The following is a 20,522-nucleotide window of genomic DNA, read 5'->3' as shown; positions in this document are numbered from 1 at the left end:
TTCCTGCGGAGGTTAGGAACGGGTGCCAGCGGACAGGCAACAACGGCCCCGGCCTTCCTCGGGGCGATATGCAGGAAGGATGCTCTTCACGATGAGCGACAAGGATATCGACCCCACCAGCCCCCGCATGGCTCCCAAGCGCGAGGTCCCCAAGATCAAGGGCCGCGAACTCAAGCCCAGCACGCTGATGATGGGCCACGGCTTCGACCCCACGCTTTCGGAAGGTAGCCTCAAGGCGCCGATCTTCCTCACCTCGACCTTCGCCTTCCCCAGCGCTGCCGACGGCAAGCGCCATTTCGAAGGTATCACCGGCAAGCGTCCGGGCGGTGCGGACGGCCTCGTCTATTCGCGCTTCAACGCGCCGAACCAGGAAATCCTCGAAGACCGCCTCGCGGTGTGGGACGGCGCGGAAGAGGCGCTCTCCTTCTCCAGCGGCATGACCGCGATTGCCGTGCTGCTTCTGGCAGCGTGCAAAGCGGGCGACGTGATCGTCCACTCGGGCCCGCTTTATGCAGCCAGCGAAGGCTTCATCGCCAAGACCATGGCGAAATACGGTGTCAGCTTCATCGACTTCCCTGCCGGCGCGACGCGCGAACAGCTCGACGAGGTCATGACCCGCGCCAAGGCGCTGGCCGAGGAAAAGGGCGGCGAAGTGCCGATGATCTACCTCGAAAGCCCGGGCAACCCGACCAATGCGCTGGTCGATATCGAAGCGGTCAAGGAAGCGCGCGATGCCCATTTCGACCCCGACAAATGCTCGATCGCGATCGACAACACCTTCCTCGGCCCGCTGTGGCAGCGCCCGCTCGACCATGGCGCGGACCTCGTGGTTTATTCGCTGACCAAGTATGTCGGCGGCCACTCCGACCTCGTGGCGGGCAGCGTATCGGGCAGGAAGCGCTTCATCGATGCCATCCGCATGCTGCGCAACACGATGGGCGGCATCTGCGACCCCAACACCGCATGGATGCTGTGCCGCAGCCTCGAGACCGTCGAACTGCGCATGCAGCGGGCCGGCGAGAATGCGGAGAAGGTGTGCGAGTACCTTGCCAAGCATCCCAAGGTCGAAGGCCTCGGCTATCTCGGCATGATCAAGGATGCGCGCCAGCAGGACATCTACTACCGCCACTGCAAGGGCGCAGGCTCGACCTTCTCGCTGCTGCTGAAGGGCGGCGAGGCTGAGTGCTTCCGCTTCCTCGACGCACTCAAGATCGCCAAGCTCGCAGTCAGCCTCGGCGGCACCGAAACGCTGGCGAGCCACCCAGCCTCGATGACCCACCTCTCGGTCGCCGAGGGGCGGCGCGCAGAGCTTGGCATCAGCGACAACCTTGTGCGCATCAGCATCGGCATCGAGGACCCCGACGACCTCATCGCCGACTTCGAACAGGCGCTGGAGCAGGTCTGAGCATGTACGACCGCGCTGCCGCGTTCGAAGCGTTCTTCAAGCGGGTCGAGGGTGGCTACATCTTCTACCGGCACCGCTTCGCGCGCGGCATTAGCGTGACCGAGGCCGAGCACGACCGGATGGTCGAGGCCTATGAGGACCTCTGCGATCGCAAGGCACTGTTTGCTCTGGTCCTCATCGTGGTCGCATGTTTCTTCGTGGTAATGGCTGTAGTTGATGCATTCATACCTGACGATAGCGAGTACCTCAGCTTCGTCGTAACTTCTGCAATTGCAGCTTTGTTACTCGGCCTGTTGCATATTCGGGGTCGCTCGGTGCGCGAGCCAATCCAGGGACGGAAAGCTGACCAACCGCGCCGCGATAGCTTTGAATTTGATGTCGCAATCGGGCGATCCAAAGCAGGAATGAAGAGGTTCTACTTGCTGATGTTTGGCCTCCTGACCGTATTCAACATGGCGCGAGCGCTCATGGAAGGATCGATCATGTTTGGCGCCGCTGCGATATTTTTCGCTGCGGATTTTCTGTTCGTCCTGCGTGTGAGTTATCGCACATGGCAAGCGGACAAGGTGAAACAGCTCTGACCCGCATCGGTTTCCTTGCCAGCGCAGATACCCTACCGGGGGATGGCCCGCGACGGGGCGATGCGTTCGAGCATGATATCGAGGTCGGCGCTCTGCGGCCTGCGTTCGAGGAGGCCGGTCTCGAACTGGTGGAGATCGACTGGCGCGCGCCGATCGACGATTTCGAGGGGCTGTCGCTGGTGCTGCTCGGCACGGCTTGGGACTACCAGGACCACCCGCGCGAATTCGTGAGCAAGCTCGAAGAGCTGGAGGCGCGCGGTATCCTTGTCTGCAATCCGCCGACCGTCGTGCGGTGGAATGCGGAGAAGCGATACCTGCGCGAACTGGAGCGGCGTGGTGCGGCCATCGTACCGACGCTCTGGCTCGACGATGCCGGGCATGACGACGTGGCGGCGGCGATGGACCGGTTCGGCTCCGACAGGGTGGTGGTGAAACGCCAGGTCGGTGCAGGCGGCCTCGGCCAGCACAGCTTCTCACGTGACGATATGCCTGCGCAGGACTGGCGCATGGGCAGGCCCTGCATGGTGCAGCCTTTCCTTCCCAGCGTGGTCGAAGAGGGGGAATACACCTTCCTCTTCATCGACGGGGAGTTCAGCCACGGCGTCCTGAAGCGCGCTGCCGAAGGCGAATACCGGATCCAGTCGCTCTACGGCGGATACGAGACCGATTTCACCCCCTCGCAAGCCGATCTTGCAGGCGCGGAGGCAATCGTGGCTGCCCTGCCCTTCGACGATCTGCTCTACTGCCGCATCGACATGGCGCGGCTGCCAACCGGCGAACTCGCCGTCATGGAAGCAGAGGCGATCGAGCCCTATCTCTATCCGGAGCAGGGCCCGGGTCTGGGTGCGCGACTGGCAAAGGCTATCCGCGCCCGACTGTGAGGAGACGGAGATGGCGGACAAGGTATTCCTGGTGATCGGCGCAGGCGCAGGGATCGGCGGCCATGCCGCAGCCCGCTTTGCACAAGGTGGCTATCACGCAGTCCTCGCAAGGCGTTCGGACGAAGAGGGGTTGGCGAAGCTGGTCGCGCAGATCGAGGATGCCGGTGGCAAGGCTTCGGGAACGCTGCTCGATGCCTCGGCGGATGGTACTATCGAGGAACTGGTCGAGCGGACAGAAAGCGACATCGGGCCGATCGAGGCTGTGCTTTACAATCTGGGAGCGCAGATCGGGAACCGCGACCTCGCCAACACACCGCATCGCACCTTCGAACTCGGCTGGAGGCTCGGATGCTATGGCCTGTTCCGCCTCGCCCATGCCCTCACCCCTCGCATGGTGGAGCGCGGGAGCGGGACGATCCTCGTCACTTCGGCGACTGCGGCGGTCAGGGGCAATGCAGGCCAGCACAGCCATGCGGCCGCCATGGGCGGGCGGCGGATGCTATGCCAGACGCTCAAAGCCGAATTCGGGCCGCAGGGCGTCCATGTCGCGCATGTCGTGGTCGACGGGTCTGTCGATGCGCCCGATACGCTGGGAAAGCTGCTCGGAGACAGGTTCGAGGAATACAAGGCATCCAAGGGCGAGGACGGCGTGATCGACCCTGCCGCGCTGGCTGAGACCTACTGGCACCTCGCGCACCAGCCGAAGAATTGCTGGACGCATGAGATCGACGTGCGCCCGTTCAGCGATGTCGCGTGGTGGAACGACAATCCCGATCCGAAAATCAGGACCTGAGCATCAGTCCAGTTCGAGGACCTGCATTGCCGCCGGGCTGAGACGGTGCATGAAGCGCACGCCCGCCTCATTGCCGCGAACCCAGACGATCTGGCCGGCAAACTCGTTCTTCTCGTCGATTTCGAAGAAGACGGTCGAACCCTTGTTGACGTGGGAATCGAACAATTCGATCCGGCAGCCCGTCAGCGAGATATCGCACAGCAGGGCCTGCGCGCGCTGCACCGGCACACGGCAATTGAGGACGATGTTTGTCCCCTGTCGGTTGGTCGTACGTGTCTGCATGAAAACTCCAGGTCGCCGGGGAGCATTAGCGAAGAAATCCGCAAAAATTGGTTAATGTCGCGTTGTCGCTTTCATACAAGCGGCGCTAGTCCGGTTCCCTCAGCCCTTCCATTCGCGGCGCTCTTCCGCGGCCTTGAGAACTTCGTAGGCGAGCTGGTATTTCTGGAAGGCGTCGGCCGCTTCCTTGTCGCCCGGCTTAACATCGGGATGGACCGCCTTGGCCTTCACCCGCCACGCCTTCTTGATTGCGGCAAAATCGGCATCCGCTTCGAGCTCGAGAACCTCGAGCGCGCGCATTTCGTCGGCGCTGCGCGACCCGTCGCCCGAACCGCTCCAGCCATAGTGCTGCGCCTCGGCATAGCCGGCGTTCTCCGCCCTTTCGGACTTGGCCCGCGCCTCTTTCTCCGCCTTGTCGAGACCTTCGAAATAGTCCCAGCCCCGATTGTATTCAGCCGCATGCTTCTGGCAGAAGTACCAGCGATCCGGGCTGTTGGGCGCCTTGGGAGCGGGGCAATCGCCCTTTTCCTCGCAGCCGTGGCGGTCGCACAGGCGCACGGTCGCCGCCTCGCGGCTTTCGTCATAGCCACGCCAGCGGGGAAAGCCCCAGTCGTTGGACCGGCGGGCCTTAGGCATAACAAGTTGTTGGTCGAGCTGGCATGGCGGTCAATCTAGGGACGCTGGCGGTTTGCGCAAGGATGATGGAACCAGTTTCAATTCGAAATGTTGCATTGCAAACATTGTTTAACGAATTTTGATCTACAGGCCCCGACATGAGCAAGCAGCTTACCCTTTCCGCCACCGTCGCCGTGCTGAGCATGGCCGCTTTCGCGCTTTCGACCAGCATCGGTGGCAATGAAAAGGCCGAGCACGGCGTGCACGCCGCCTCGGCCCCTCAGGTCGTAGAAAACGCCGCCGGCTAAGCGGCGCTCAGGGCAGGCACGCCAGAGCGCCCCTGCCCTCTCGACAATCAGTTGATCGTGACCGTCGCTGCGCGGCGGTTCTGTGCCCATGCGGCCTCGTTTGAGCCGAGTGCCACGGGGCGTTCCTTGCCATAGCTGACAGTGCGGATCCGGCTCGCCGGGATGCCGAGCGAGACGAGGTAGTTCTTCGCCGCATTCGCACGACGCTCGCCCAGGGCGAGGTTGTATTCACGCGTGCCGCGTTCGTCGGTGTGGCCTTCGATGGTGAAGGTGATGCTAGGGTATTGGCTGAAGTACTGCGCCTGCGTCTGCAGCTTGGCGCTGTCTTCGGCATCGATGTTGTAGCGATCGGTGTCAAAGTAGACGACCGTGTTTGCGCGGCCGACGGCTTCGATGAAATGCTCCATGCTACCGACGGCGGGGCCGGTAGGCGTGGGCGTAGGCGCCGGAGCCGCAGTGGCTTCGGGCGCGGGCGGAAGTTCCTCGGGAGCCTTCTTCTGGCATGCTGCCAGTGCGAGGGCCGAGGTGAGCATTACAGCAGTTGCAATACGGGTATTCATTTTGCTGTCCCCTTTTAAACAGCGGTGAAAATCGGTTTGCCCCCGATTTCTGGGGCCACTCTCATCCGGTGTGAGAGTGACGCCAAACTTCGTCCCCACGAATTCTTCAATGATCTTAAGGCAGGATCGGTCCCCAGGCCGGGTCCGAGGCGTCGACCGGCGTAGGCAGTCGGCGCTCGTTCTCACCGGTCAAGTCGACCTGCCACAGCGAGGTCGCACCGGTGTTGCGCGCCGTGCGGAAGAACTGGATGATCCGGCCGTTGGGCGCCCAGGTGGGGGCCTCGTCCTGCCAGCCATTCGTCAGCTTGCGAAATCCACGACCGTTCGGGTTCATGACGGCGATATTGAAGTCGCCGGCAATGTGCGTGAAGGCGATCTGGTCGCCGCGCGGGCTCCACTCGGGCGTTGCCGACCGGCCGCCGAAGAAGGTCAGGCGGCGCTGGTTCGAACCGTCGGCGTCCATGATGTAGATCTGCTGGCTGCCCGAGCGGTCGCTCTCGAAGACGATCCGGCTGCCGTCGGGCGAATAGGAACCGCCGATATCGATGCCCGGCGTGTCGGTAAGCCGCTCGCTGCGGCCACCCTGCGCCGAAACGCGATAAATGTCGGTGTTGCCGCCCACTGCCATCGAATAGAGGATCCAGCGGCCATCCGGGCTCCAGCGCGGCGCGAAGGTCGGATTTTCGCTCTGCGTCACCAGCGTCTGCTTGCCGGTGCCGATGTCGTAGACATAGATGCGCGGATTGCCGTCGACATAGCTCAGGTAGACGAGCTGCTTGTAGTCGGGCGAATAGCGCGGCGTCAGCGCGGTCGAGCGTCCGTTGGTGATGAAGCGGTGGTTGGCCCCGTCGCTATCCATGATCGCGAGGCGCTTGGTGCGGTTATCCTTGGGGCCCGTTTCGGCGATGTAGGCGATGCGGCTGTCGAAGAACGGGCTTTCACCGGTCAGGCGGGCATAGATGAGGTCCGAGCATTTGTGCGCCGCGCGGCGCCAGTCGGCGGGCGAGACCACCCAGCCCTCTGCCACGAGCCGCTGCTGGAGCGCCATGTCGTAAAGATAGCAGCCGACGGTCAGGCGATCGTCGCTGCGCGCACGGACGTAGCCATGCACCAGCATTTCCGCGCCGCGCACGCCCCAAGTCGACCATACAGGCGAGGTGATGTTGGCGAATTCGGGCTTGGGCAGCGAATCCGGACCGGTCGGCTTGAACAGGCCGTTGTTGCGCAGGTTCGCGGTGATGACGCGGGCAAGCTCCTCACCCAGCGCAGCAGTGCCGTTCGCATTGGCGGGCGTGCTCACATTACGGTCGGTCGCGAAGGCGGGGATCGCGATGCCGAGATCGTCGAGCGAACTGTCATCCGAAACCGTGCCGCGCAGCGGACCGTCGCCGTCATCGCCCTCGACAGCGACCGCCTCGACTTCCTGGCCTTCGCCCATCGGTTCGCCGAGATCCTGGTTCTGGGCGGCCACCGGCGCAGCGACGAGCGCGATCAACGGGGTCAGGGCTATAAGAAATTTCATCGTTCAGAGCCTTCTGTCGAATTGCCATTCGAGTTCGTCCCACTGATCGTAGAACCTCTCGTCAAGCTTGAAAGGTTGGGCGAGCTGGATCGCCCGGATTGCGCGTTCGGCGTGTAGAGCAGCCTGCGCACGGTTGGAATCATTGATGCCGCTCTGGCTGACCAGTCGCGGTCGACCATTCAGCGTCCCGTCGGGATTGAGGCGCCATGCGACAACGCTCACCAGCAGTTCGCTATCGACGCCGGAAGGCACGCTCCAGTGCGGGCGCAGCGCGCGGGTGATCGCCGAGGACAGGGCTGCCCGTTCCGAACGGCCGAATGTAGCAGCTGGAGCGCGGGTCTCGTTGGTATTGGCGCTCGAACCACGTCCCTCAAGGAAATTGTCACCGATACGCGAACCGCCCGCCTTCTCGGTCGGGCGCGGCTGCGGTCGCTGGCGCGGTTGTTCGGGTCGCGGGCGCGGCGTGTTGTCTCGCACCGCGGCGCGGTTTTCTATCGGTTGCGGCGGCGCTTCGGCGACCGGCGGGGTCGGCGTATCGGTGAGCTCCGGAGCGATCGCGGCGCGGCTTTCGGGCACCGGATCGGGCGCGGTGGCCTCGAGGCCGATTTCATCGACGAGGCTGACCGTCATCCGCTCGGTCCGGTCGATCTGCGGGGCAGGGAAGAAGCCCTGGACGACCATTGCGGCGAGCAGCAACAGGTGAAGGGTCACCGCGACGATAAGTCCGGTGCGCTCCTCTGTCCTGATGCCTGTCCTCTCCATGACCCCTGGCTATTCCCCGGAAGGTGAACCCGCGTTGACCGGCGGGCTTGCCTGCCCGCCGTTGGTGACGAGCGAAATCCGGTTGAGACCGGCACGGTTCAATTCGCCCATGACCGCCATCACGCGCCCGTAATCGAGCGCACGGTCGGCGCGCAGCGTCACATCGGGACCTTCGCCTGCGCGAGGGATCGCCTCGAGCGCTTGCGGCAGGCCGCCGACGGGCACCTGCGCATCGTCGATATAGACGTAGCCTTCGCTATCGATGCTGATCGAAACCTGCTGCGCATCCTGCGGCAGCGCATTGGCGCGGCTGTCGGGCAGCTGGATCGGCACGCCGGCGGTCAGCAGCGGCGCGGTGACCATGAAGATGATCAGCAGCACCAGCATGACATCGACGAAGGGCGTGACGTTGATTTCGGACATGGGGCGCCGGCCACCGCGACCGCGGCGCCTGCGTGTCCCTTTGCCGGATCCCAGCGCCATCGCCATCTCAGCGCTGCTCCAGCTGGCGGCTGAAGCTGGCGTTCAGCTTGTCGGAGAAGCGGTGCAGGCGGCTCTCGAAACGTTCGACCGAATGGCTGAAACGGTTATAGGCGATGACCGCCGGGATAGCCGCAAACAGGCCGATGGCAGTCGCGAACAGCGCCTCGGAAATGCCCGGCGCAACGACCGCGAGCGAAGAGCTTTCCTGCGCGCCGATCTGGAAGAAGCTGTTCATGATACCCCAGACCGTGCCGAACAGGCCGACGAAAGGTGCGACCGCGCCCACGGTCGCAAGGAAGTTCAAGCGCACCGCAATGTCGTCAGCTTCCTGCGCGACCTGGCTTTCCATCGCAGTCGTGATCCGGCCTCTCAGCGCCTCGCGGTCCCGGATTTCGCCCTTGGCCGAGCGGCGCCACTCGGTCACGCCTGCCTGCGCCACGCGGGCAGAAGGAATGTCGCGATTGCCACGCTCGGACATGAAGCGGTCGAAGCTTTCCGCCTGCCAGAATTCGCTTTCGTAATCGCGCGTGGACCCGTTGAGCTTGTGCATACGCAGGCTGAAGGAAACGATGATCGTCCAGACCCAGATGCTGGCGAGGATCAGGCCGAACATGACGGCCTGCACCACGATATCTGCATCGAGGAACAACTGGATCGGATCGAGCCGCGTGGGCGCGCCGATGGAAAGCAGGGGGAGGTTGGTCATTGATCTCCGCTCGAATTGACGAAGCGCGCGAAAGCCTCGCGCCATTCTTCGGGCTGGCGAATGGGCCTGCCGCTTGGTGAAACGAAACCGACGCGCAAGTGTGCCTCGGCAAGCAATTCTTCTCCGCGCATGGCGCGCTGGTGCATCCGGCACGAGGCGGCCTTCAGCTCGGTGCAGCGCGTCTCGATCAGGACATCGTCGTCGAGCTTCGCCGGGCGGAGGTATTTGAGGTTGATTTCGGAAACGGCATAGGCGCCCTCGCCCGCCTCGATCGCGGCGCGCTGGTCGATTTCGAGGCGGCGCAAGAGGTCAGACCGGGCCCGCTCGAACCAGCGCAGGTAGTTCGCATGGTAGGTGATGCCCGAAAGGTCGGTGTCCTCGTAATAGACGCGCACGGCATACAGGTGCCGGTCGCCTTGGATGATACCGTCGGGGGAATTGGGCAGTGACATTCGGCTTGGCGCTCTAGCGCAGCGGATATTCACTGCAAAGCCGCCATTCGGCTTCGCGACATGAACGGCGGTGAAACGAGTCCTGCGTGCGGCGAAATTATCGTGCGATCATCGGACCGAGGAACTGCCCGCCGAAAATATGGACATGGAGGTGCGGCACTTCCTGCCCGCCATGCGCGCCGATATTGGCCATCATGCGATAACCCGGTTCGACCAGCCCCTTGTCCCGCGCGACCTTACCGACGGCGCGGATAAAACCGGCAATTTCCTCGGCACCGGCCTTTTCGCTGAAGTCGTCCCAGCTGACATAGCGGCCCTTGGGGATCACCAGCGTGTGCACTTCGGCCTGCGGATTGATGTCCTCGAACGCAAATGCCCACTCGTCCTCGTAGACCTTGGTCGAGGGGATCTCGCCGCGCAGGATTTTCGCGAAGATATTATTGTCGTCGTACGGCTGCGTCGGATCGATCGGCATGACTATTCGCTCCTGCTCGCTTTTTCCTCGAGACCCGAGACGCCTTCGCGCCTGTCGAGTTCGGCCATGACATCGGCCAGCGGCACATCCTTGACCTGCAGCAGGACCAGAAGGTGCATCAGCAGGTCGGCGCTTTCAGAAACCAGTTCCTCGCGCGAGCCGGACATTGCGGCGATAACCGTTTCGACCGCTTCCTCGCCGACCTTCTGCGCCATCTTGCCGAGCCCCTTCGCCTTCAGCGCGGCGACGTAGCTTTCGTCCGGAGAGGCGAACAGGCGCTGGGCGATGGTGGCCTCGAGGCGGGTCAACGTATCCATGTGGGCGGTCCTAAGGCGATCAGCCGCGCGCAGGCAAGCCCGCGGCTCGCAATGCGCGGTGCGCTTCGCCGATCGAATGCTGGCCGAAGTGGAAGATCGATGCGGCCAGCACGGCGCTTGCATGGCCCTGCGTGACACCCTCGACGAGGTGGTCGAGCGTTCCGACGCCGCCGCTTGCGATCACCGGAACAGAGACCGTGTCGGCAATCGCTCGCGTGAGTTCTAGGTCGTAGCCCTGCTTGGTCCCGTCGCCATCCATCGAGGTCACGAGCAGTTCGCCCGCACCGAGTTCGGCAAGCTTCTGCGCATGTTCGATGGCGTCGATGCCGGTCGGCTTGCGCCCACCGTGCGTGTAGATTTCCCAGCCGCGAAAGCCCTCGCCCTCGGTTTTGGCGCGGGCATCGACGCTGGCGACGACGCACTGGCTGCCGAACTTGTCGGCGATCTCGCGCACCAGTTCGGGGCGGGCCACCGCTGCGCTATTCACTGCGACCTTGTCTGCCCCTGCAAGCAGGAGCGCGCGCGCATCCTCGACGCTGCGGACACCCCCGCCAACTGTCAGCGGCATAAAGCAGACAGCCGCAGTACGCTGGACGATGTCGAGCAGCGTCCCTCGCCCTTCGTGGCTGGCAGAGATATCGAGGAAGCACAGCTCGTCGGCGCCTGCGCGGTCATAGGCCTGCGCCTGCTCGACCGGATCACCTGCGTCCTTCAGATCGACGAAATTGACGCCCTTCACCACGCGCCCATCGGCGACGTCGAGGCAGGGAATGACACGGATACGGACGGTCAACGGAGAACTCCGAAGAGAAGACCAAGCAGATAGACTGCGCACATGAACAATCCGACCGTCTCAAGCAGGAGGACTATCCAAAAAAGCTCGGGATTGCGATCTTTCGAGTAGGTGAAACGGCCGGCTCCAGCCACCCGGCTCTTGACGGCATTCCTCACGATCCGAAATTGTCCGAGCACGAGCGCGCCGAGGATCAAAACGAACGGGATGGCAATGACGTACTTCATGCCCGCGCCGCCATCGCCAAAGCCGCCGCGAGGTCGAGGCGACCGTCATAGAGCGCACGGCCGGTTATCACACCCTCGATGCCGTCCTTGGCGTGAAGCGAGAGCACGTGGATATCGTCGATCCCCTTTACGCCGCCGCTCGCAATCACGGGAATGTCCACTTGCCGGGCGAGTTCAACCGTGGCGTCGAGGTTCACGCCCTTGAGCAGGCCGTCGCGGCCGATGTCGGTGAAGAGCAGGCTGGCAACCCCCGCATCCTCGAACCGGCGGGCAAGATCGATTACGGGCACGTCGGACACGTCGGCCCAGCCCTCGGTCGCGACCATGCCGTCCTTGGCGTCGACGGCCACGACAACCCCGCCTTCGAAAGCGCGCGCCATGTCCTTGACGAATTCCGGGTCCTTCAAGGCCGCCGAGCCCATCACCACGCGCGATACGCCCGCATCGAACCAGCCTTCGACATCTTCACGTTTGCGGATGCCACCGCCCAGCTGGACGTGACCGGGAAACGCCTCGACGATCTGCTCGACCGCCTCGCGGTTCTGCGCCGAACCGGCGAAGGACCCATCGAGATCGACCACATGCAGATGCCCCGCGCCAGCCTCGGCAAACAGCTTGGCCTGCGCGGCAGGGTTGTCGCCGTAGACGGTGGCGCGGTCCATATCGCCCTCGGCGAGGCGAACCACTTGTCCGGCCTTGAGGTCGATTGCGGGGAAGACGATCACGGTTTCCACTCCAGGAAGCGGGAAAGAAGATTGAGCCCGTAGCTCTGGCTCTTTTCGGGGTGGAACTGCGCCCCGAGAATGTTGCCACGACCGACCGCAGCCACAAGCCCGCCACCATGGTCGGTCATGGCCAGCACGTCCTGCCCGCTGCTGGCGTGGAAGTGATAGGAATGGAGGAAATAGGCCTCGCCTTCCTCGATCACCTCATGATTCTTGGCATGCGGGGTAGAGGCGACATCGTTCCAGCCCATGTGCGGCACTTTTACGCTCGTGTCGGTCGGTGTGATCAGCCGCACTTCGCCCTCGATCCAGTCGAGCCCCGGCGTCTCGCCATGTTCCAGCCCGCGTGTTGCGAGCAGTTGCATGCCGACGCAGATGCCGAGAAACGGCGCACCGCCCACGAACACCCGCTCGCGCATGGCCTCGATCACGCCTTTCTCGGCGCGCAAGCCAGCAGCGCAGGCATTGAAGCTTCCCACGCCGGGCAAAACGATGCGGTCCGCCGCACGCAACACGTCGGGATCGGCGGTAACCTTCACTTTGGCCCCGACCCGCTTCAAAGCGTTCTCGACCGAATGCAGATTGCCCGCGCCATAGTCGACAAGGGCGATAACCTCAGCCACCCAGCTGCCCCTTGGTGCTCGGGATTGCGCCACCCTTGCGCGGATCGATCTCGACCGCGGCACGCATGGCGCGCGCAAAGCCCTTGTAGATGGCTTCGCAGATGTGATGGTTGTTGGTGCCGTAAAGCAGCTCGATATGCAGCGTGAGGCCGCAGGTCTGCGCGACCGAATGGAACCAGTGCTCGATCAGCTCGGTGTCCCACTCGCCCAGCTTTTCCTGGCTGAACCCGGCCTTCCACACGAGATAGGGGCGGCCCGAGATATCGAGTGCCACGCGCGCCAGCGTTTCGTCCATCGGCGAGAAGGCGCTGCCGTAACGCGCGATACCACCCTTGTCGCCGAGCGCGGCGGCAAGCGCCTGCCCCAGAGCCAAAGCGCTGTCTTCGGTGGTGTGATGCTGGTCGACATGGAGGTCGCCATCGACCTTCATCGTCACGTCGATCAGCGAATGCTTGGAAAACTGTTCGACCATGTGATCGAGGAAACCGATGCCGGTGGAGACATCATAGCTTCCGTTCCCGTCGAGGTTCACCTCGACAAGGATCTTGGTTTCTTCGGTGTTTCTTTCGATACGGCCTGTACGCATGGGTCGGAGCCTATAGGCGGCTGACGCGCACGCGCAAGAAATTGCCGCTTCTTGCAGGGTAAAGACTGGCTTAAAGCGCTTGACCGCAGGCCCCGGCAGTTCCACTTATATTGCATGAGCGAAGATACGCCCGATAGCCTGATCCCATACGACACCATCGTGCAGGAGGCCCTGCGCGCAGTGGTCGGCCGGGTGCTCGGCGAAATCGAGCAGGGCGGCAGCGAGCTGCCCGGCGCGCATCACTTCTATATCACCTTCAAGACCCACGCTCCCGGTGTGTCGATCCCGGCCAGCCTGCGTGAGCGGTTCCCCGACGAGATGACCATCGTGCTCCAGAACAAGTTCTGGGACCTCAACGTGCGCGAAGATGGATTTTCGGTCGGCCTGTCGTTCAACCAGATCCCGGCAGAGCTCGACATTCCCTATGCCGCGATCACGCAGTTCGTCGATCCGGCGGTCGATTTCGGGCTGCAGTTCCAGGCCACCGTCGCCGATATGGCCCCTGCCCCGACCGACGAAGCGGGCAATGACGAGGAACAGGGTGATGGCCTGCCCGTTGAAGGTTCGGAAGACGGCTCCAACGTCGTCACGGTCGATTTCGGCCGCAAGAACTAACCCGCGGGGCAATGCCTCGCTGACAAGCAGGGGCAGGCATGGGAATTTCGAAGAAAGTAGGGCTCTCCGACGCGGAAGCGCCCAATCATCTCACCGATGTGGTGAGCGACAAGATTGCGGGCGCAAAGAAAGATGCGCGCGGCGATAAGGTCATTCCCGGACCCAGCACGAACCCTTCCACCAACATCATCATCAATGATATCCTTCTTCGTAGCGCCGGCCGATTGACGCGCCAGACGCTCGAAAAGGCACTGCTTGGCCGCCAGTACGGCAGCAAGTTCGCCAAGGATGTCGTCGAGAACCGTTCGCTCGTCCAGACCCTCGCCGCCTATGGCGTGACCAAGGTGGCGACCAAGTCGGTGCCGGGCGCTGTGCTCGTTGGCGTGGGGCTCCTTGCCAAGACCATTTTCGACCGCAGCCAATCGCGCCGCAGCGCGCGCCGGAGCGGGGAAAAAGCGCTGCGCAAGCAGTCCAGGGGCGAGACGGCGGTCTGAAACTCCGGTGGACGGGGGTTGATTCCGCCCTTCCGGATGCGCCACTAGCGCGCATGGCCGATTCCGCACCCGACAACGACAAACTCGCCCGCCGCGGGCTGATGTTCATCCTTTCCTCGCCCAGCGGCGCAGGCAAGACGACGATCAGCCGCATGCTGCTTGGCGCCGATGACGAAATCAAGCTCTCGGTCAGCGTCACCACCCGCCCGCCGCGCCCCGGCGAGGTGGACGGCGTGCACTATTATTTCGTCGACGATGCGGAATTCGATCGCATGGTCGAGGAAGACGATTTCTACGAATGGGCACATGTGTTCGGACATCGCTACGGCACGCCGAAGGGCCGCATTCGCAACGCGCTGAAGGAAGGTCAGGACTTCCTCTTCGATATCGACTGGCAGGGCACGCAGCAGCTGTTCCAGAAGGACCAGCAGGACGTCGTCCGCGTATTCATCCTGCCCCCCAGCATCTCCGAACTCGAACGGCGCCTGCGCAGCCGCGGCACCGATGCCGAAGACGTGATCGAAGCGCGGATGGAACGCGCCCGTAGCGAGATCAGCCACTGGGACGCTTACGATTACGTGGTCATCAACGAAGACGCGGACGCCTGTTTCTCGAAGGTGCGCGAAATCCTCGATGCCGAACGGATGAAGCGCCAGCGCCAGACCGGCCTCATCCCCTTCGTGCGCGAGCTGATGAGCTGAAAACTTTACCCGCTGCGCTCCCGAGTCTTTGCCACGAGGACAAGCAAAAGCGCCCTACGAGTTTGCGAAACGCCTTCGGGCAAGATATCAATGCGGCGCATGGGTCAAAAGGCAAACAGCGCCGTATTCGATATGCTGACCGAGAAGCAGCGCGAAGCGCTTTTTCTCGCCGCGAGCGGCCTGACTTCTAAAGAGATTGCCCGAGATCTGGGAATCTCTCCGCACTCCGTAGACAAACGCATCGACATGGTGAGGGCGCAGCTTGGCTCGATCCCAAGACATCAGCTCGTGCGCGAGTTTCGACACTGGCATGCGAGGTGTGAATCGACCACCGGTGAGCCGTCCCCTCTCGATGCCGAGATTGTATTCGATCCAAAGATGGCCTCGCAGCCAGCGGGCGATATGCTTCTATTTGAAGATGCTCTGACCTTCGGGGAGCAGAAGGGTTGGGAGAGGCACGCCAGCTGGTTGCACCCGGGGATCAGACCCTCTGATCTGAGTGTGGGCTGGCGTCTCATGCTAGTCTTGGCCGCTTCGTTTCTGGCCGCAGCAGCCTTTGTTCTAGTGGCCGCGGCAGGAAACGTCTTGGTCGACCTACTCAGATAGCGCGGCCTCAATCCCCGGTGTCCGACACCACTTGGGAGATGACCGTGCTTGATCGAAACACTGCTACTGTTCGCCTATCTCGTCAGATGAAATCCACCGAAAGCGCTGTTTCCAACGCGCTGATCGAGACGCTCGCTCTCATGCATTCAGCTGCCATCGCGCAGCGTGATGTCGCGCCCGGTTCGCAAAAAGGCCAAACCGCACTGCTGCGGCTAAGCAAGCTCGTCGACGGCCTTGTCTCCGCCCAGTCTGATACGATGCGTGCCCACGGGCAACTTGCTGAAATTTCGCGTGAAGTGAATGGCCCCGAAGAACCCACCTGTCCCGATCAGGAATTCTTCACAACGGGACGCGCCGCCAACGCTGACTGATTGCTTTTCGCGGAGAGTTACTTCAGCGCAAGGCGATGGTCAGGTTTTCGATCCAGGTCGCCTTGCTGCTGTGGGTAGCCCTCTACGCATGGAAAAAAGGGGGGAGACCTGAACGACATGTCGCACTCGTCTTACTGGGCATGCTGCTCGCAAATGTCATTTACGCAGGGATCGTCGGCAACTGGACCGACTACCGCGTCATGCCGTGGTTCCGTGTCGTTCTCGATATCGTCGGCTTCGCCTTCATTCTCGGGATTGCCCTCAGAGCCGATCGCTGGTGGCCGCTATGCGTAAGTGGGGTTCAACTACAAGCCATTCTGGCTCACGTGCTGCGCGCCATCGACGCCTCCCTGCCTCCACTCGTTTACGCGATTATGGAGCGGTGGCCGTTTTGGATTGCGGTCGTACTGACAGGTCTGGGAACGTATCTTCACGCCCGGCAGGAGAGCACCGCCTCACGCAACTGACAAGGCTTCTAGACGGCAAGTGCCCGGACGCCTCGGAAGTGGCGGAACGCTTGCTGTGTGAGTGCATAAACATTCCGCGGATTGGGACATCAGGAAGAGAACAATCAGTCCGAAGCCACGTCAATTGTGAAAGATGGACGGTAGGGTTTGTTCTTGCGAAATGGTTCATGCGCTTCGGGTTCGAGAAGCCGAACGACGCAAACGAAGTGGGCGAGAAGCGAGCGAGAGCCAAACTTGTCAAGCTCCCCGATGGGTTAATCGCATCAATGCGGCGGCTGCGGACCGAGAGGATGGTTGCCATCTTCGCGGACTCACATGGGAGGCTTCTCTCGCGCGAGCTCGTCGCAGAAGGAGGCGTGGGCCAGCTGAGGCTGTCTCTACGCCGCATATTCTCGCAGGCCCTGAAGCGCGACGCGCATCGGATGATATTAGCTCACAACCATCCGTCCGGCTCTTCCAAACCCAGCGATGCCGACGTTGCGAACACATTACGATTGCAGGCATTTGCGAAGAGCCTTGGCATCAGTCTCGACGATCATCTCATCATTGGAAGAGACGACATTTCGAGCATGCGCGGGTTGGGGCTCATTTCGTGACCGCGATACTTTGCAAAGCTCGAGCCTAGGAAAATGGAAGGATTCCTGTTCGTGGTCGAACCGGAAAGCAGCCGCTTGGTGAGCGGGCGAATTTCCCTGCGCAATTGCCGAACGCAAACCGAGGCGCATATTTTCCGGAGAAAGCTGGAAGAGAGGGTCGGCGAGAGTTTCGTCGTCCTAGACAGCCAAACGGCAAAGGACTGGAACGTCCCCGGTCCTCAAAACGAGGACCGGGAAGATTATTCATAATCCCTTGCGTTAGGAGATTAGCGACCGCCTGCCGGATCGGCGAAGTGGGTCGGCAGGTGCGCGTTCACGATGCCGCCGTCGACGGTCAGCGTTTCGCCTATCGTGTAGTCGCCAGCGCGGCTCGCGAGATAGACGGCGCTTCCGCCCATGTCGTACTTGTCGCCCACACGCTTGTTCGGGATGCCCGCGGCGCTTTCGGCTTCCATGTCGCGCGCGACCTTGTTCATGTTCGAAGGGAAAGCGCCGGGCGCGATATTCGTCATGTAGATGTGGTCCTTCACCAGCCGTGCCGCCATGCGGCGCGTCAGGTGGATGAGCGCGGCCTTCGATGCCTGGTAGGAATAGGTCTCCCACGGATTGATGCGCTGCCCGTCGACCGAGGTGATGTTGATCACCTTGCTGGGCTTGTCCTGGCTGGCGTTGGCGGTCAGCAGGCCGTGAAGCTTCTGCGTCAGGAAGAACGGGGTCTTGACGTTGAGGTCCATGACCTTGTCCCACCCCGCCTCGGGAAAATCGAGATATTCCGCGCCCCATGCGGCCCCGGCATTGTTCACGAGGATGTCGAGGCGGTCTTCACGCTCCGAAATTTCCGCGACCAGTTCGTCGATCCCTTCGAGCGTGGAAATATCGCCCTGGATCGGGACCACGCGTTCGCCGAGCTCCTCGGCCGTTTCATGCAGTTCGCCGCCCTTGCGCGCGGTGATGTAGACGCGATCGCATCCTGCGGCGAGGAAGCCTTCCACGATCATGCGGCCGATGCCGCGGCTGCCGCCCGTCACGAGGGCGATGCGGCCCTTGAGGCTGAACATATCTTCAAGTGTCATTGTCTCTCTCCCGCTCAGTAGCCGCTCATTTCGGCCACCCGGCCTGCGTGGTAATACATATCGCCAAGGAACTCCTGCAGCGCACGATCGCGCTTCATGTAGAGGCCGATGTCGTATTCGTCGGTCATGCCGATACCTCCGTGCATCTGCACGCCTTCCTTGACCGCAAGGCCGGCAGCCTTGGCGACCTTGGCCTTCGCGACCGAGGCCATGAGATCGGCCTTTTCGCTGCCCCCATCGAGCAGCTGTGCCGCCTTGATGGTGACAGCGCGGGCGATCTCGACTTCGGAATAGAGATGCGCGGCGCGGTGCTGCAGCGCCTGGAATTCGCCGATCAGCTTACCGAACTGCTTCCTCTGCTTGAGGTAATCGACGGTCATGTCCATCGCCCCGCTGGCGACGCCGACACCTTCGGCAGCGGCACCGACACGGCCCGCCATCAACATGGCGTTGAGTACGTCACGGCCGCCATCGACTTCGCCGATCACTGCGTCGCCATCGAGTTCGACGCCATCGAAGGTGACATGGCTCGCCATCGAACTGTCGACGAGGCGCACGCTGTCGTGGCTCATGCCACTGGCGTCCTGCGGCACGGCGAAGAGAGTGATGCCGTCGCTGTCGCTGTCGTCACCCGAAGTGCGCGCGGCGACGACGATCATTTCGGATGATGCGCCGTAGACCACGAAGTCCTTCTTGCCCGAAAGCCGGAAGCCGTTGCCCGACTTTTCCGCCTTGCAGGCGATCGTCTCGGGGCGGTGCTTGGCGCCTTCGTCGATCGCGACGCTATAGACCTTCTCGCCTTCGATCAGGCCCGGCAGCCAGCGGCCGCGGACATCGTCACTACCGTGCTTCAGCGCTGTCGCTGCGAGAACGGAGGAAGACAGGAAGGGCGACGGGGTGAGATTGCGCCCGATATTCTCGAGCACGATGCCCGCTTCGACATGGCCCATGCCGAGCCCGCCGTCGTCTTCGTCCACCAGCATGCCGGTGAAGCCCATTTCGGCAAACTGCTTCCAAAGCCCATGGCCGAAGCCGTCCTTGCAATCGCGGTCGCGCCAGTGGCGCAGTTGCTTAGCGATTGCGCCCTCTTCGGACATGAACGCTTGCGCGGTTTCGGCCAGCATCGCCTGGTCGTCATCGTAATAAAGAGGCATCGATCAGGCTCCCGGCAGGTCGAGGATACGTTTCGAGATGACGTTGAGCATGACTTCGCTCGTTCCGCCCTCGATCGAATTGGCCTTGGTGCGCAGCCAGTTGCGCGCGGGCTTGCCGCCGCTGGTTTCGTCGCTCTCCCATTCGAGAGCGCGGCTGCCGCCGGCGGCCATCATCAGTTCGTGACGGCGCTTGTTCAGCTCGGTCCCGGCGTATTTCATCATATTCGGCTGGGCGGGATGGCCCTTGCCGACCTTCATCTCGTCGAGGAATTTCTCGCCCATCGCGGTGTAAGCCAGCGCATCGACGTCGAACATGGCAAGCTCTGCGCGCAGGACCGCATCGAGTTCGCCGGCATTGCGCTTCATCGCAGCGCCGATGGCCGCCGTGCGGTCGCCGCCGCCAGCGCCCGAGATCATCTCGCGTTCGTGGCCGAGCAGGTACTTCGCAACGTCCCAGCCGCGATTGATCTCGCCCACATAGCCGGGGCAGTCCTCGCCATAGCTCTTGGGCACGCTCACATCGTCGAAGAAGGTTTCGCAAAAAGGGCTGTTGCCGCTGATCAGCTTGATCGGCTTGGTGGTGACACCGCTGCCCGCCATGTCGAACAGCATGAAGGTGATGCCCTGGTACTTGTTCTGCTTGTCGGTGCGGACAAGGCAGAAGATCCAGTCGGCTTCGTCGGCATAGGAGGTCCAGATCTTCTGGCCGTTGACGACCCAGTGGTCGCCCTTGTCCTCGCCATAGGTCTGCATCGACACGAGGTCCGAGCCGCTACCCGGCTCCGAATAGCCCTGGCACCAGCGGATTTCGCCAGCTGCGATTTCGTTGAGGAAGCGCTTCTTTTGCCCTTCGGTGCCGAAGTGCAGCAGCGCCGGGCCAAGCATCCAGATACCGAAACTGGAAAGCGGTGGGCGCGCGCCCATGCGCGACATTTCCTGGCGCAGGATCTTGCCTTCTGCAGGGCTCAGGCCTGCACCGCCATATTCCTTGGGCCATTCGGGCACGGTGTAGCCCTTGTCGCGGCAGGCTTCGAACCAGGCTTTCTGGGCATCGTTCTTGAAGGTGGCGTTGCGGCCACCCCAGTAGATATCCTGTTCGTCGCGAACGGGTTGGCGCATTTCGGGGGGGCAGTTGGCTTCGAGCCACTCGCGCGTTTCGGCGCGGAAAGCTTCCAGATCGGACATGACCGACTCCTCTCTCATATCTCTCCAGTTGACGTTTACGTTAGGGTGATTCGCACAGGACTCGCAAGGGCGATCACGACGACGCGCCATGCCGTAGCGTCAGGCGGATTGCGTTGACGTAAGGGGCAGTGCGCCTAAGCTTGAGAGCGAGGATTTCCGGGAGAGAG

Annotated in this window: 31 protein-coding genes; 13 read left to right on the top strand and 18 right to left on the bottom strand. The window is 62.5% G+C overall.

Features of this window, described 5'->3' with window-relative positions; all coding sequences use genetic code 11:
* Positions 1-91 precede the first annotated feature (91 nt).
* Genes K3136_RS10705 through K3136_RS10690 form a run of 4 tightly spaced genes read left to right on the top strand, consistent with a single transcriptional unit; the run spans position 92 to position 3,660 of the window.
* Positions 92-1,405, top strand: coding sequence for a cystathionine gamma-synthase family protein (locus tag K3136_RS10705; RefSeq protein ID WP_221430304.1), 1,314 nt, complete (start codon positions 92-94; stop codon positions 1,403-1,405).
* A gap of 2 nt (positions 1,406-1,407) precedes the next feature.
* Positions 1,408-1,986, top strand: a complete 579-nt coding sequence (locus K3136_RS10700) for a hypothetical protein (protein WP_221430303.1) — start codon at positions 1,408-1,410, stop codon at positions 1,984-1,986.
* A complete protein-coding gene (locus tag K3136_RS10695; RefSeq protein WP_247711333.1) occupies positions 1,956-2,867 on the top strand; it encodes an ATP-grasp domain-containing protein in 912 nt (303 codons plus the stop codon). Before K3136_RS10700 ends, K3136_RS10695 begins: the two co-directional genes overlap by 31 nt.
* A gap of 10 nt (positions 2,868-2,877) precedes the next feature.
* Positions 2,878-3,660 carry an SDR family NAD(P)-dependent oxidoreductase gene (locus K3136_RS10690; RefSeq protein WP_221430302.1) on the top strand — a complete coding sequence of 261 codons (783 nt, stop codon included), beginning with the start codon at positions 2,878-2,880 and terminating at the stop codon, positions 3,658-3,660.
* Positions 3,661-3,663: 3 nt separating this feature from the next.
* On the opposite strand, the gene K3136_RS10685 is transcribed toward K3136_RS10690, so the two are convergent.
* Both K3136_RS10685 and K3136_RS10680 read right to left on the bottom strand, forming a co-directional pair.
* On the bottom strand, positions 3,664-3,942 hold the full coding sequence (locus K3136_RS10685; protein WP_221430301.1) for a PilZ domain-containing protein: 279 nt from the start codon (positions 3,940-3,942) through the stop codon (positions 3,664-3,666).
* 99 nt (positions 3,943-4,041) lie between these two features.
* A complete protein-coding gene (locus tag K3136_RS10680; protein WP_221430300.1) occupies positions 4,042-4,575 on the bottom strand; it encodes a J domain-containing protein in 534 nt (177 codons plus the stop codon).
* Positions 4,576-4,712: 137 nt separating this feature from the next.
* On the opposite strand from K3136_RS10680, the gene K3136_RS10675 reads away from it, so the two are divergent.
* The gene (locus tag K3136_RS10675) at positions 4,713-4,862 is read left to right on the top strand and encodes a hypothetical protein (RefSeq protein WP_221430299.1); all 150 of its coding nucleotides are present in this window, start codon (positions 4,713-4,715) and stop codon (positions 4,860-4,862) included.
* A 47-nt stretch (positions 4,863-4,909) separates the two neighbouring features.
* On the opposite strand, the gene pal is transcribed toward K3136_RS10675, so the two are convergent.
* From pal to hisB, 13 genes are all read right to left on the bottom strand, one after another.
* Positions 4,910-5,422, bottom strand: coding sequence for a peptidoglycan-associated lipoprotein Pal (gene pal / locus K3136_RS10670; RefSeq protein ID WP_221430298.1), 513 nt, complete (start codon positions 5,420-5,422; stop codon positions 4,910-4,912).
* A 115-nt stretch (positions 5,423-5,537) separates the two neighbouring features.
* Positions 5,538-6,944, bottom strand: a complete 1,407-nt coding sequence (gene tolB, locus K3136_RS10665) for a Tol-Pal system beta propeller repeat protein TolB (protein ID WP_221430297.1) — start codon at positions 6,942-6,944, stop codon at positions 5,538-5,540.
* Between the two features lie 3 nt (positions 6,945-6,947).
* A complete protein-coding gene (locus tag K3136_RS10660) occupies positions 6,948-7,706 on the bottom strand; it encodes an energy transducer TonB (protein WP_221430296.1) in 759 nt (252 codons plus the stop codon).
* A gap of 9 nt (positions 7,707-7,715) precedes the next feature.
* On the bottom strand, positions 7,716-8,195 hold the full coding sequence (locus K3136_RS10655; RefSeq protein ID WP_221430295.1) for an ExbD/TolR family protein: 480 nt from the start codon (positions 8,193-8,195) through the stop codon (positions 7,716-7,718).
* 1 nt (position 8,196) lies between these two features.
* Entirely contained in the window at positions 8,197-8,895 is a 699-nt protein-coding gene (gene tolQ, locus K3136_RS10650) for a protein TolQ (RefSeq protein ID WP_221430294.1), read from the bottom strand.
* On the bottom strand, positions 8,892-9,347 hold the full coding sequence (locus K3136_RS10645; protein ID WP_221430293.1) for a YbgC/FadM family acyl-CoA thioesterase: 456 nt from the start codon (positions 9,345-9,347) through the stop codon (positions 8,892-8,894). Before K3136_RS10645 ends, tolQ begins: the two co-directional genes overlap by 4 nt.
* Before the next feature lie 97 nt (positions 9,348-9,444).
* Positions 9,445-9,822: a histidine triad nucleotide-binding protein gene (locus K3136_RS10640; RefSeq protein ID WP_221430292.1), complete on the bottom strand. Its 378-nt coding sequence runs from the start codon at positions 9,820-9,822 to the stop codon at positions 9,445-9,447.
* 2 nt (positions 9,823-9,824) lie between these two features.
* A complete protein-coding gene (locus tag K3136_RS10635; RefSeq protein ID WP_221430291.1) occupies positions 9,825-10,139 on the bottom strand; it encodes a phosphoribosyl-ATP diphosphatase in 315 nt (104 codons plus the stop codon).
* Positions 10,140-10,158: 19 nt separating this feature from the next.
* The gene (hisF, locus tag K3136_RS10630; RefSeq protein ID WP_221430290.1) at positions 10,159-10,932 is read right to left on the bottom strand and encodes an imidazole glycerol phosphate synthase subunit HisF; all 774 of its coding nucleotides are present in this window, start codon (positions 10,930-10,932) and stop codon (positions 10,159-10,161) included.
* Positions 10,929-11,159, bottom strand: coding sequence for a hypothetical protein (locus K3136_RS10625; RefSeq protein ID WP_221430289.1), 231 nt, complete (start codon positions 11,157-11,159; stop codon positions 10,929-10,931). Before K3136_RS10625 ends, hisF begins: the two co-directional genes overlap by 4 nt.
* Positions 11,156-11,884, bottom strand: coding sequence for a 1-(5-phosphoribosyl)-5-[(5-phosphoribosylamino)methylideneamino]imidazole-4-carboxamide isomerase (gene hisA, locus K3136_RS10620; protein WP_221430288.1), 729 nt, complete (start codon positions 11,882-11,884; stop codon positions 11,156-11,158). Before hisA ends, K3136_RS10625 begins: the two co-directional genes overlap by 4 nt.
* The gene (gene hisH / locus K3136_RS10615; RefSeq protein ID WP_221430287.1) at positions 11,881-12,507 is read right to left on the bottom strand and encodes an imidazole glycerol phosphate synthase subunit HisH; all 627 of its coding nucleotides are present in this window, start codon (positions 12,505-12,507) and stop codon (positions 11,881-11,883) included. The genes hisA and hisH overlap by 4 nt, the downstream gene beginning before the upstream one ends.
* Positions 12,500-13,093 (bottom strand): imidazoleglycerol-phosphate dehydratase HisB, encoded by a 594-nt coding sequence (gene hisB, locus K3136_RS10610; RefSeq protein ID WP_221430286.1) that lies wholly within the window; start codon positions 13,091-13,093, stop codon positions 12,500-12,502. The genes hisH and hisB overlap by 8 nt, the downstream gene beginning before the upstream one ends.
* A gap of 114 nt (positions 13,094-13,207) precedes the next feature.
* On the opposite strand from hisB, the gene K3136_RS10605 reads away from it, so the two are divergent.
* From K3136_RS10605 to K3136_RS10570, 8 genes are all read left to right on the top strand, one after another.
* The gene (locus K3136_RS10605) at positions 13,208-13,708 is read left to right on the top strand and encodes an SspB family protein (RefSeq protein WP_221430285.1); all 501 of its coding nucleotides are present in this window, start codon (positions 13,208-13,210) and stop codon (positions 13,706-13,708) included.
* A gap of 38 nt (positions 13,709-13,746) precedes the next feature.
* On the top strand, positions 13,747-14,202 hold the full coding sequence (locus tag K3136_RS10600) for a hypothetical protein (protein ID WP_221430284.1): 456 nt from the start codon (positions 13,747-13,749) through the stop codon (positions 14,200-14,202).
* Positions 14,203-14,255: 53 nt separating this feature from the next.
* The gene (gene gmk, locus K3136_RS10595) at positions 14,256-14,903 is read left to right on the top strand and encodes a guanylate kinase (protein WP_221430283.1); all 648 of its coding nucleotides are present in this window, start codon (positions 14,256-14,258) and stop codon (positions 14,901-14,903) included.
* 99 nt (positions 14,904-15,002) lie between these two features.
* Positions 15,003-15,509: a helix-turn-helix domain-containing protein gene (locus K3136_RS10590; RefSeq protein WP_247711332.1), complete on the top strand. Its 507-nt coding sequence runs from the start codon at positions 15,003-15,005 to the stop codon at positions 15,507-15,509.
* An 86-nt stretch (positions 15,510-15,595) separates the two neighbouring features.
* Positions 15,596-15,880 (top strand): hypothetical protein, encoded by a 285-nt coding sequence (locus tag K3136_RS10585; protein ID WP_221430281.1) that lies wholly within the window; start codon positions 15,596-15,598, stop codon positions 15,878-15,880.
* A 35-nt stretch (positions 15,881-15,915) separates the two neighbouring features.
* Entirely contained in the window at positions 15,916-16,347 is a 432-nt protein-coding gene (locus K3136_RS10580; RefSeq protein ID WP_221430280.1) for a hypothetical protein, read from the top strand.
* A gap of 167 nt (positions 16,348-16,514) precedes the next feature.
* The gene (locus K3136_RS10575) at positions 16,515-16,943 is read left to right on the top strand and encodes a JAB domain-containing protein (protein WP_221430279.1); all 429 of its coding nucleotides are present in this window, start codon (positions 16,515-16,517) and stop codon (positions 16,941-16,943) included.
* A gap of 33 nt (positions 16,944-16,976) precedes the next feature.
* Complete coding sequence (locus K3136_RS10570; RefSeq protein ID WP_221430278.1) at positions 16,977-17,192, top strand: hypothetical protein; 216 nt, start codon at positions 16,977-16,979, stop codon at positions 17,190-17,192.
* Between the two features lie 17 nt (positions 17,193-17,209).
* Here the strand turns inward: K3136_RS10570 and K3136_RS10565 are convergent, their stop codons facing one another.
* The 3 genes from K3136_RS10565 to K3136_RS10555 are packed head-to-tail and all read right to left on the bottom strand — an operon-like array spanning position 17,210 to position 20,355.
* Entirely contained in the window at positions 17,210-18,016 is an 807-nt protein-coding gene (locus K3136_RS10565) for an SDR family oxidoreductase (protein ID WP_221430277.1), read from the bottom strand.
* Positions 18,017-18,030: 14 nt separating this feature from the next.
* Positions 18,031-19,170, bottom strand: coding sequence for an acyl-CoA dehydrogenase family protein (locus K3136_RS10560; protein WP_221430276.1), 1,140 nt, complete (start codon positions 19,168-19,170; stop codon positions 18,031-18,033).
* 3 nt (positions 19,171-19,173) lie between these two features.
* Complete coding sequence (locus tag K3136_RS10555) at positions 19,174-20,355, bottom strand: acyl-CoA dehydrogenase family protein (protein ID WP_221430275.1); 1,182 nt, start codon at positions 20,353-20,355, stop codon at positions 19,174-19,176.
* Positions 20,356-20,522: the final 167 nt, after the last annotated feature.

Source organism: Qipengyuania gelatinilytica (assembly GCF_019711315.1).
In the GTDB taxonomy this organism is placed as follows: domain Bacteria; phylum Pseudomonadota; class Alphaproteobacteria; order Sphingomonadales; family Sphingomonadaceae; genus Qipengyuania; species Qipengyuania gelatinilytica.
The sequence above is the reverse complement of the archived record's forward strand: the minus strand, read 5'-3'. Positions and strand labels throughout refer to the sequence as shown.

Bases quoted from the DNA above. Each gene is read 5' to 3' on its own strand.
- K3136_RS10655 (WP_221430295.1), bottom strand. From the start codon at position 8,195: ATGGCGATGGCGCTGGGATCCGGCAAAGGGACACGCAGGCGCCGCGGT.
- hisB (WP_221430286.1), bottom strand. From the start codon at position 13,093: ATGCGTACAGGCCGTATCGAAAGAAACACCGAAGAAACCAAGATCCTT.
- K3136_RS10565 (WP_221430277.1), bottom strand. From the start codon at position 18,016: ATGACACTTGAAGATATGTTCAGCCTCAAGGGCCGCATCGCCCTCGTG.
- K3136_RS10695 (WP_247711333.1), top strand. From the start codon at position 1,956: ATGGCAAGCGGACAAGGTGAAACAGCTCTGACCCGCATCGGTTTCCTT.
- K3136_RS10690 (WP_221430302.1), top strand. From the start codon at position 2,878: ATGGCGGACAAGGTATTCCTGGTGATCGGCGCAGGCGCAGGGATCGGC.
- pal (WP_221430298.1), bottom strand. From the start codon at position 5,422: ATGAATACCCGTATTGCAACTGCTGTAATGCTCACCTCGGCCCTCGCA.
- K3136_RS10575 (WP_221430279.1), top strand. From the start codon at position 16,515: ATGCGCTTCGGGTTCGAGAAGCCGAACGACGCAAACGAAGTGGGCGAG.
- K3136_RS10685 (WP_221430301.1), bottom strand. From the start codon at position 3,942: ATGCAGACACGTACGACCAACCGACAGGGGACAAACATCGTCCTCAAT.
- K3136_RS10680 (WP_221430300.1), bottom strand. From the start codon at position 4,575: ATGCCTAAGGCCCGCCGGTCCAACGACTGGGGCTTTCCCCGCTGGCGT.
- K3136_RS10700 (WP_221430303.1), top strand. From the start codon at position 1,408: ATGTACGACCGCGCTGCCGCGTTCGAAGCGTTCTTCAAGCGGGTCGAG.
- K3136_RS10585 (WP_221430281.1), top strand. From the start codon at position 15,596: ATGAAATCCACCGAAAGCGCTGTTTCCAACGCGCTGATCGAGACGCTC.
- K3136_RS10580 (WP_221430280.1), top strand. From the start codon at position 15,916: ATGGTCAGGTTTTCGATCCAGGTCGCCTTGCTGCTGTGGGTAGCCCTC.
- K3136_RS10645 (WP_221430293.1), bottom strand. From the start codon at position 9,347: ATGTCACTGCCCAATTCCCCCGACGGTATCATCCAAGGCGACCGGCAC.
- K3136_RS10640 (WP_221430292.1), bottom strand. From the start codon at position 9,822: ATGCCGATCGATCCGACGCAGCCGTACGACGACAATAATATCTTCGCG.
- K3136_RS10625 (WP_221430289.1), bottom strand. From the start codon at position 11,159: ATGAAGTACGTCATTGCCATCCCGTTCGTTTTGATCCTCGGCGCGCTC.
- K3136_RS10590 (WP_247711332.1), top strand. From the start codon at position 15,003: ATGGGTCAAAAGGCAAACAGCGCCGTATTCGATATGCTGACCGAGAAG.
- tolQ (WP_221430294.1), bottom strand. From the start codon at position 8,895: ATGACCAACCTCCCCCTGCTTTCCATCGGCGCGCCCACGCGGCTCGAT.
- K3136_RS10570 (WP_221430278.1), top strand. From the start codon at position 16,977: ATGGAAGGATTCCTGTTCGTGGTCGAACCGGAAAGCAGCCGCTTGGTG.
- gmk (WP_221430283.1), top strand. From the start codon at position 14,256: ATGGCCGATTCCGCACCCGACAACGACAAACTCGCCCGCCGCGGGCTG.
- K3136_RS10675 (WP_221430299.1), top strand. From the start codon at position 4,713: ATGAGCAAGCAGCTTACCCTTTCCGCCACCGTCGCCGTGCTGAGCATG.
- K3136_RS10605 (WP_221430285.1), top strand. From the start codon at position 13,208: ATGAGCGAAGATACGCCCGATAGCCTGATCCCATACGACACCATCGTG.
- K3136_RS10705 (WP_221430304.1), top strand. From the start codon at position 92: ATGAGCGACAAGGATATCGACCCCACCAGCCCCCGCATGGCTCCCAAG.
- K3136_RS10635 (WP_221430291.1), bottom strand. From the start codon at position 10,139: ATGGATACGTTGACCCGCCTCGAGGCCACCATCGCCCAGCGCCTGTTC.
- K3136_RS10555 (WP_221430275.1), bottom strand. From the start codon at position 20,355: ATGTCCGATCTGGAAGCTTTCCGCGCCGAAACGCGCGAGTGGCTCGAA.
- K3136_RS10660 (WP_221430296.1), bottom strand. From the start codon at position 7,706: ATGGAGAGGACAGGCATCAGGACAGAGGAGCGCACCGGACTTATCGTC.
- K3136_RS10600 (WP_221430284.1), top strand. From the start codon at position 13,747: ATGGGAATTTCGAAGAAAGTAGGGCTCTCCGACGCGGAAGCGCCCAAT.
- K3136_RS10560 (WP_221430276.1), bottom strand. From the start codon at position 19,170: ATGCCTCTTTATTACGATGACGACCAGGCGATGCTGGCCGAAACCGCG.
- tolB (WP_221430297.1), bottom strand. From the start codon at position 6,944: ATGAAATTTCTTATAGCCCTGACCCCGTTGATCGCGCTCGTCGCTGCG.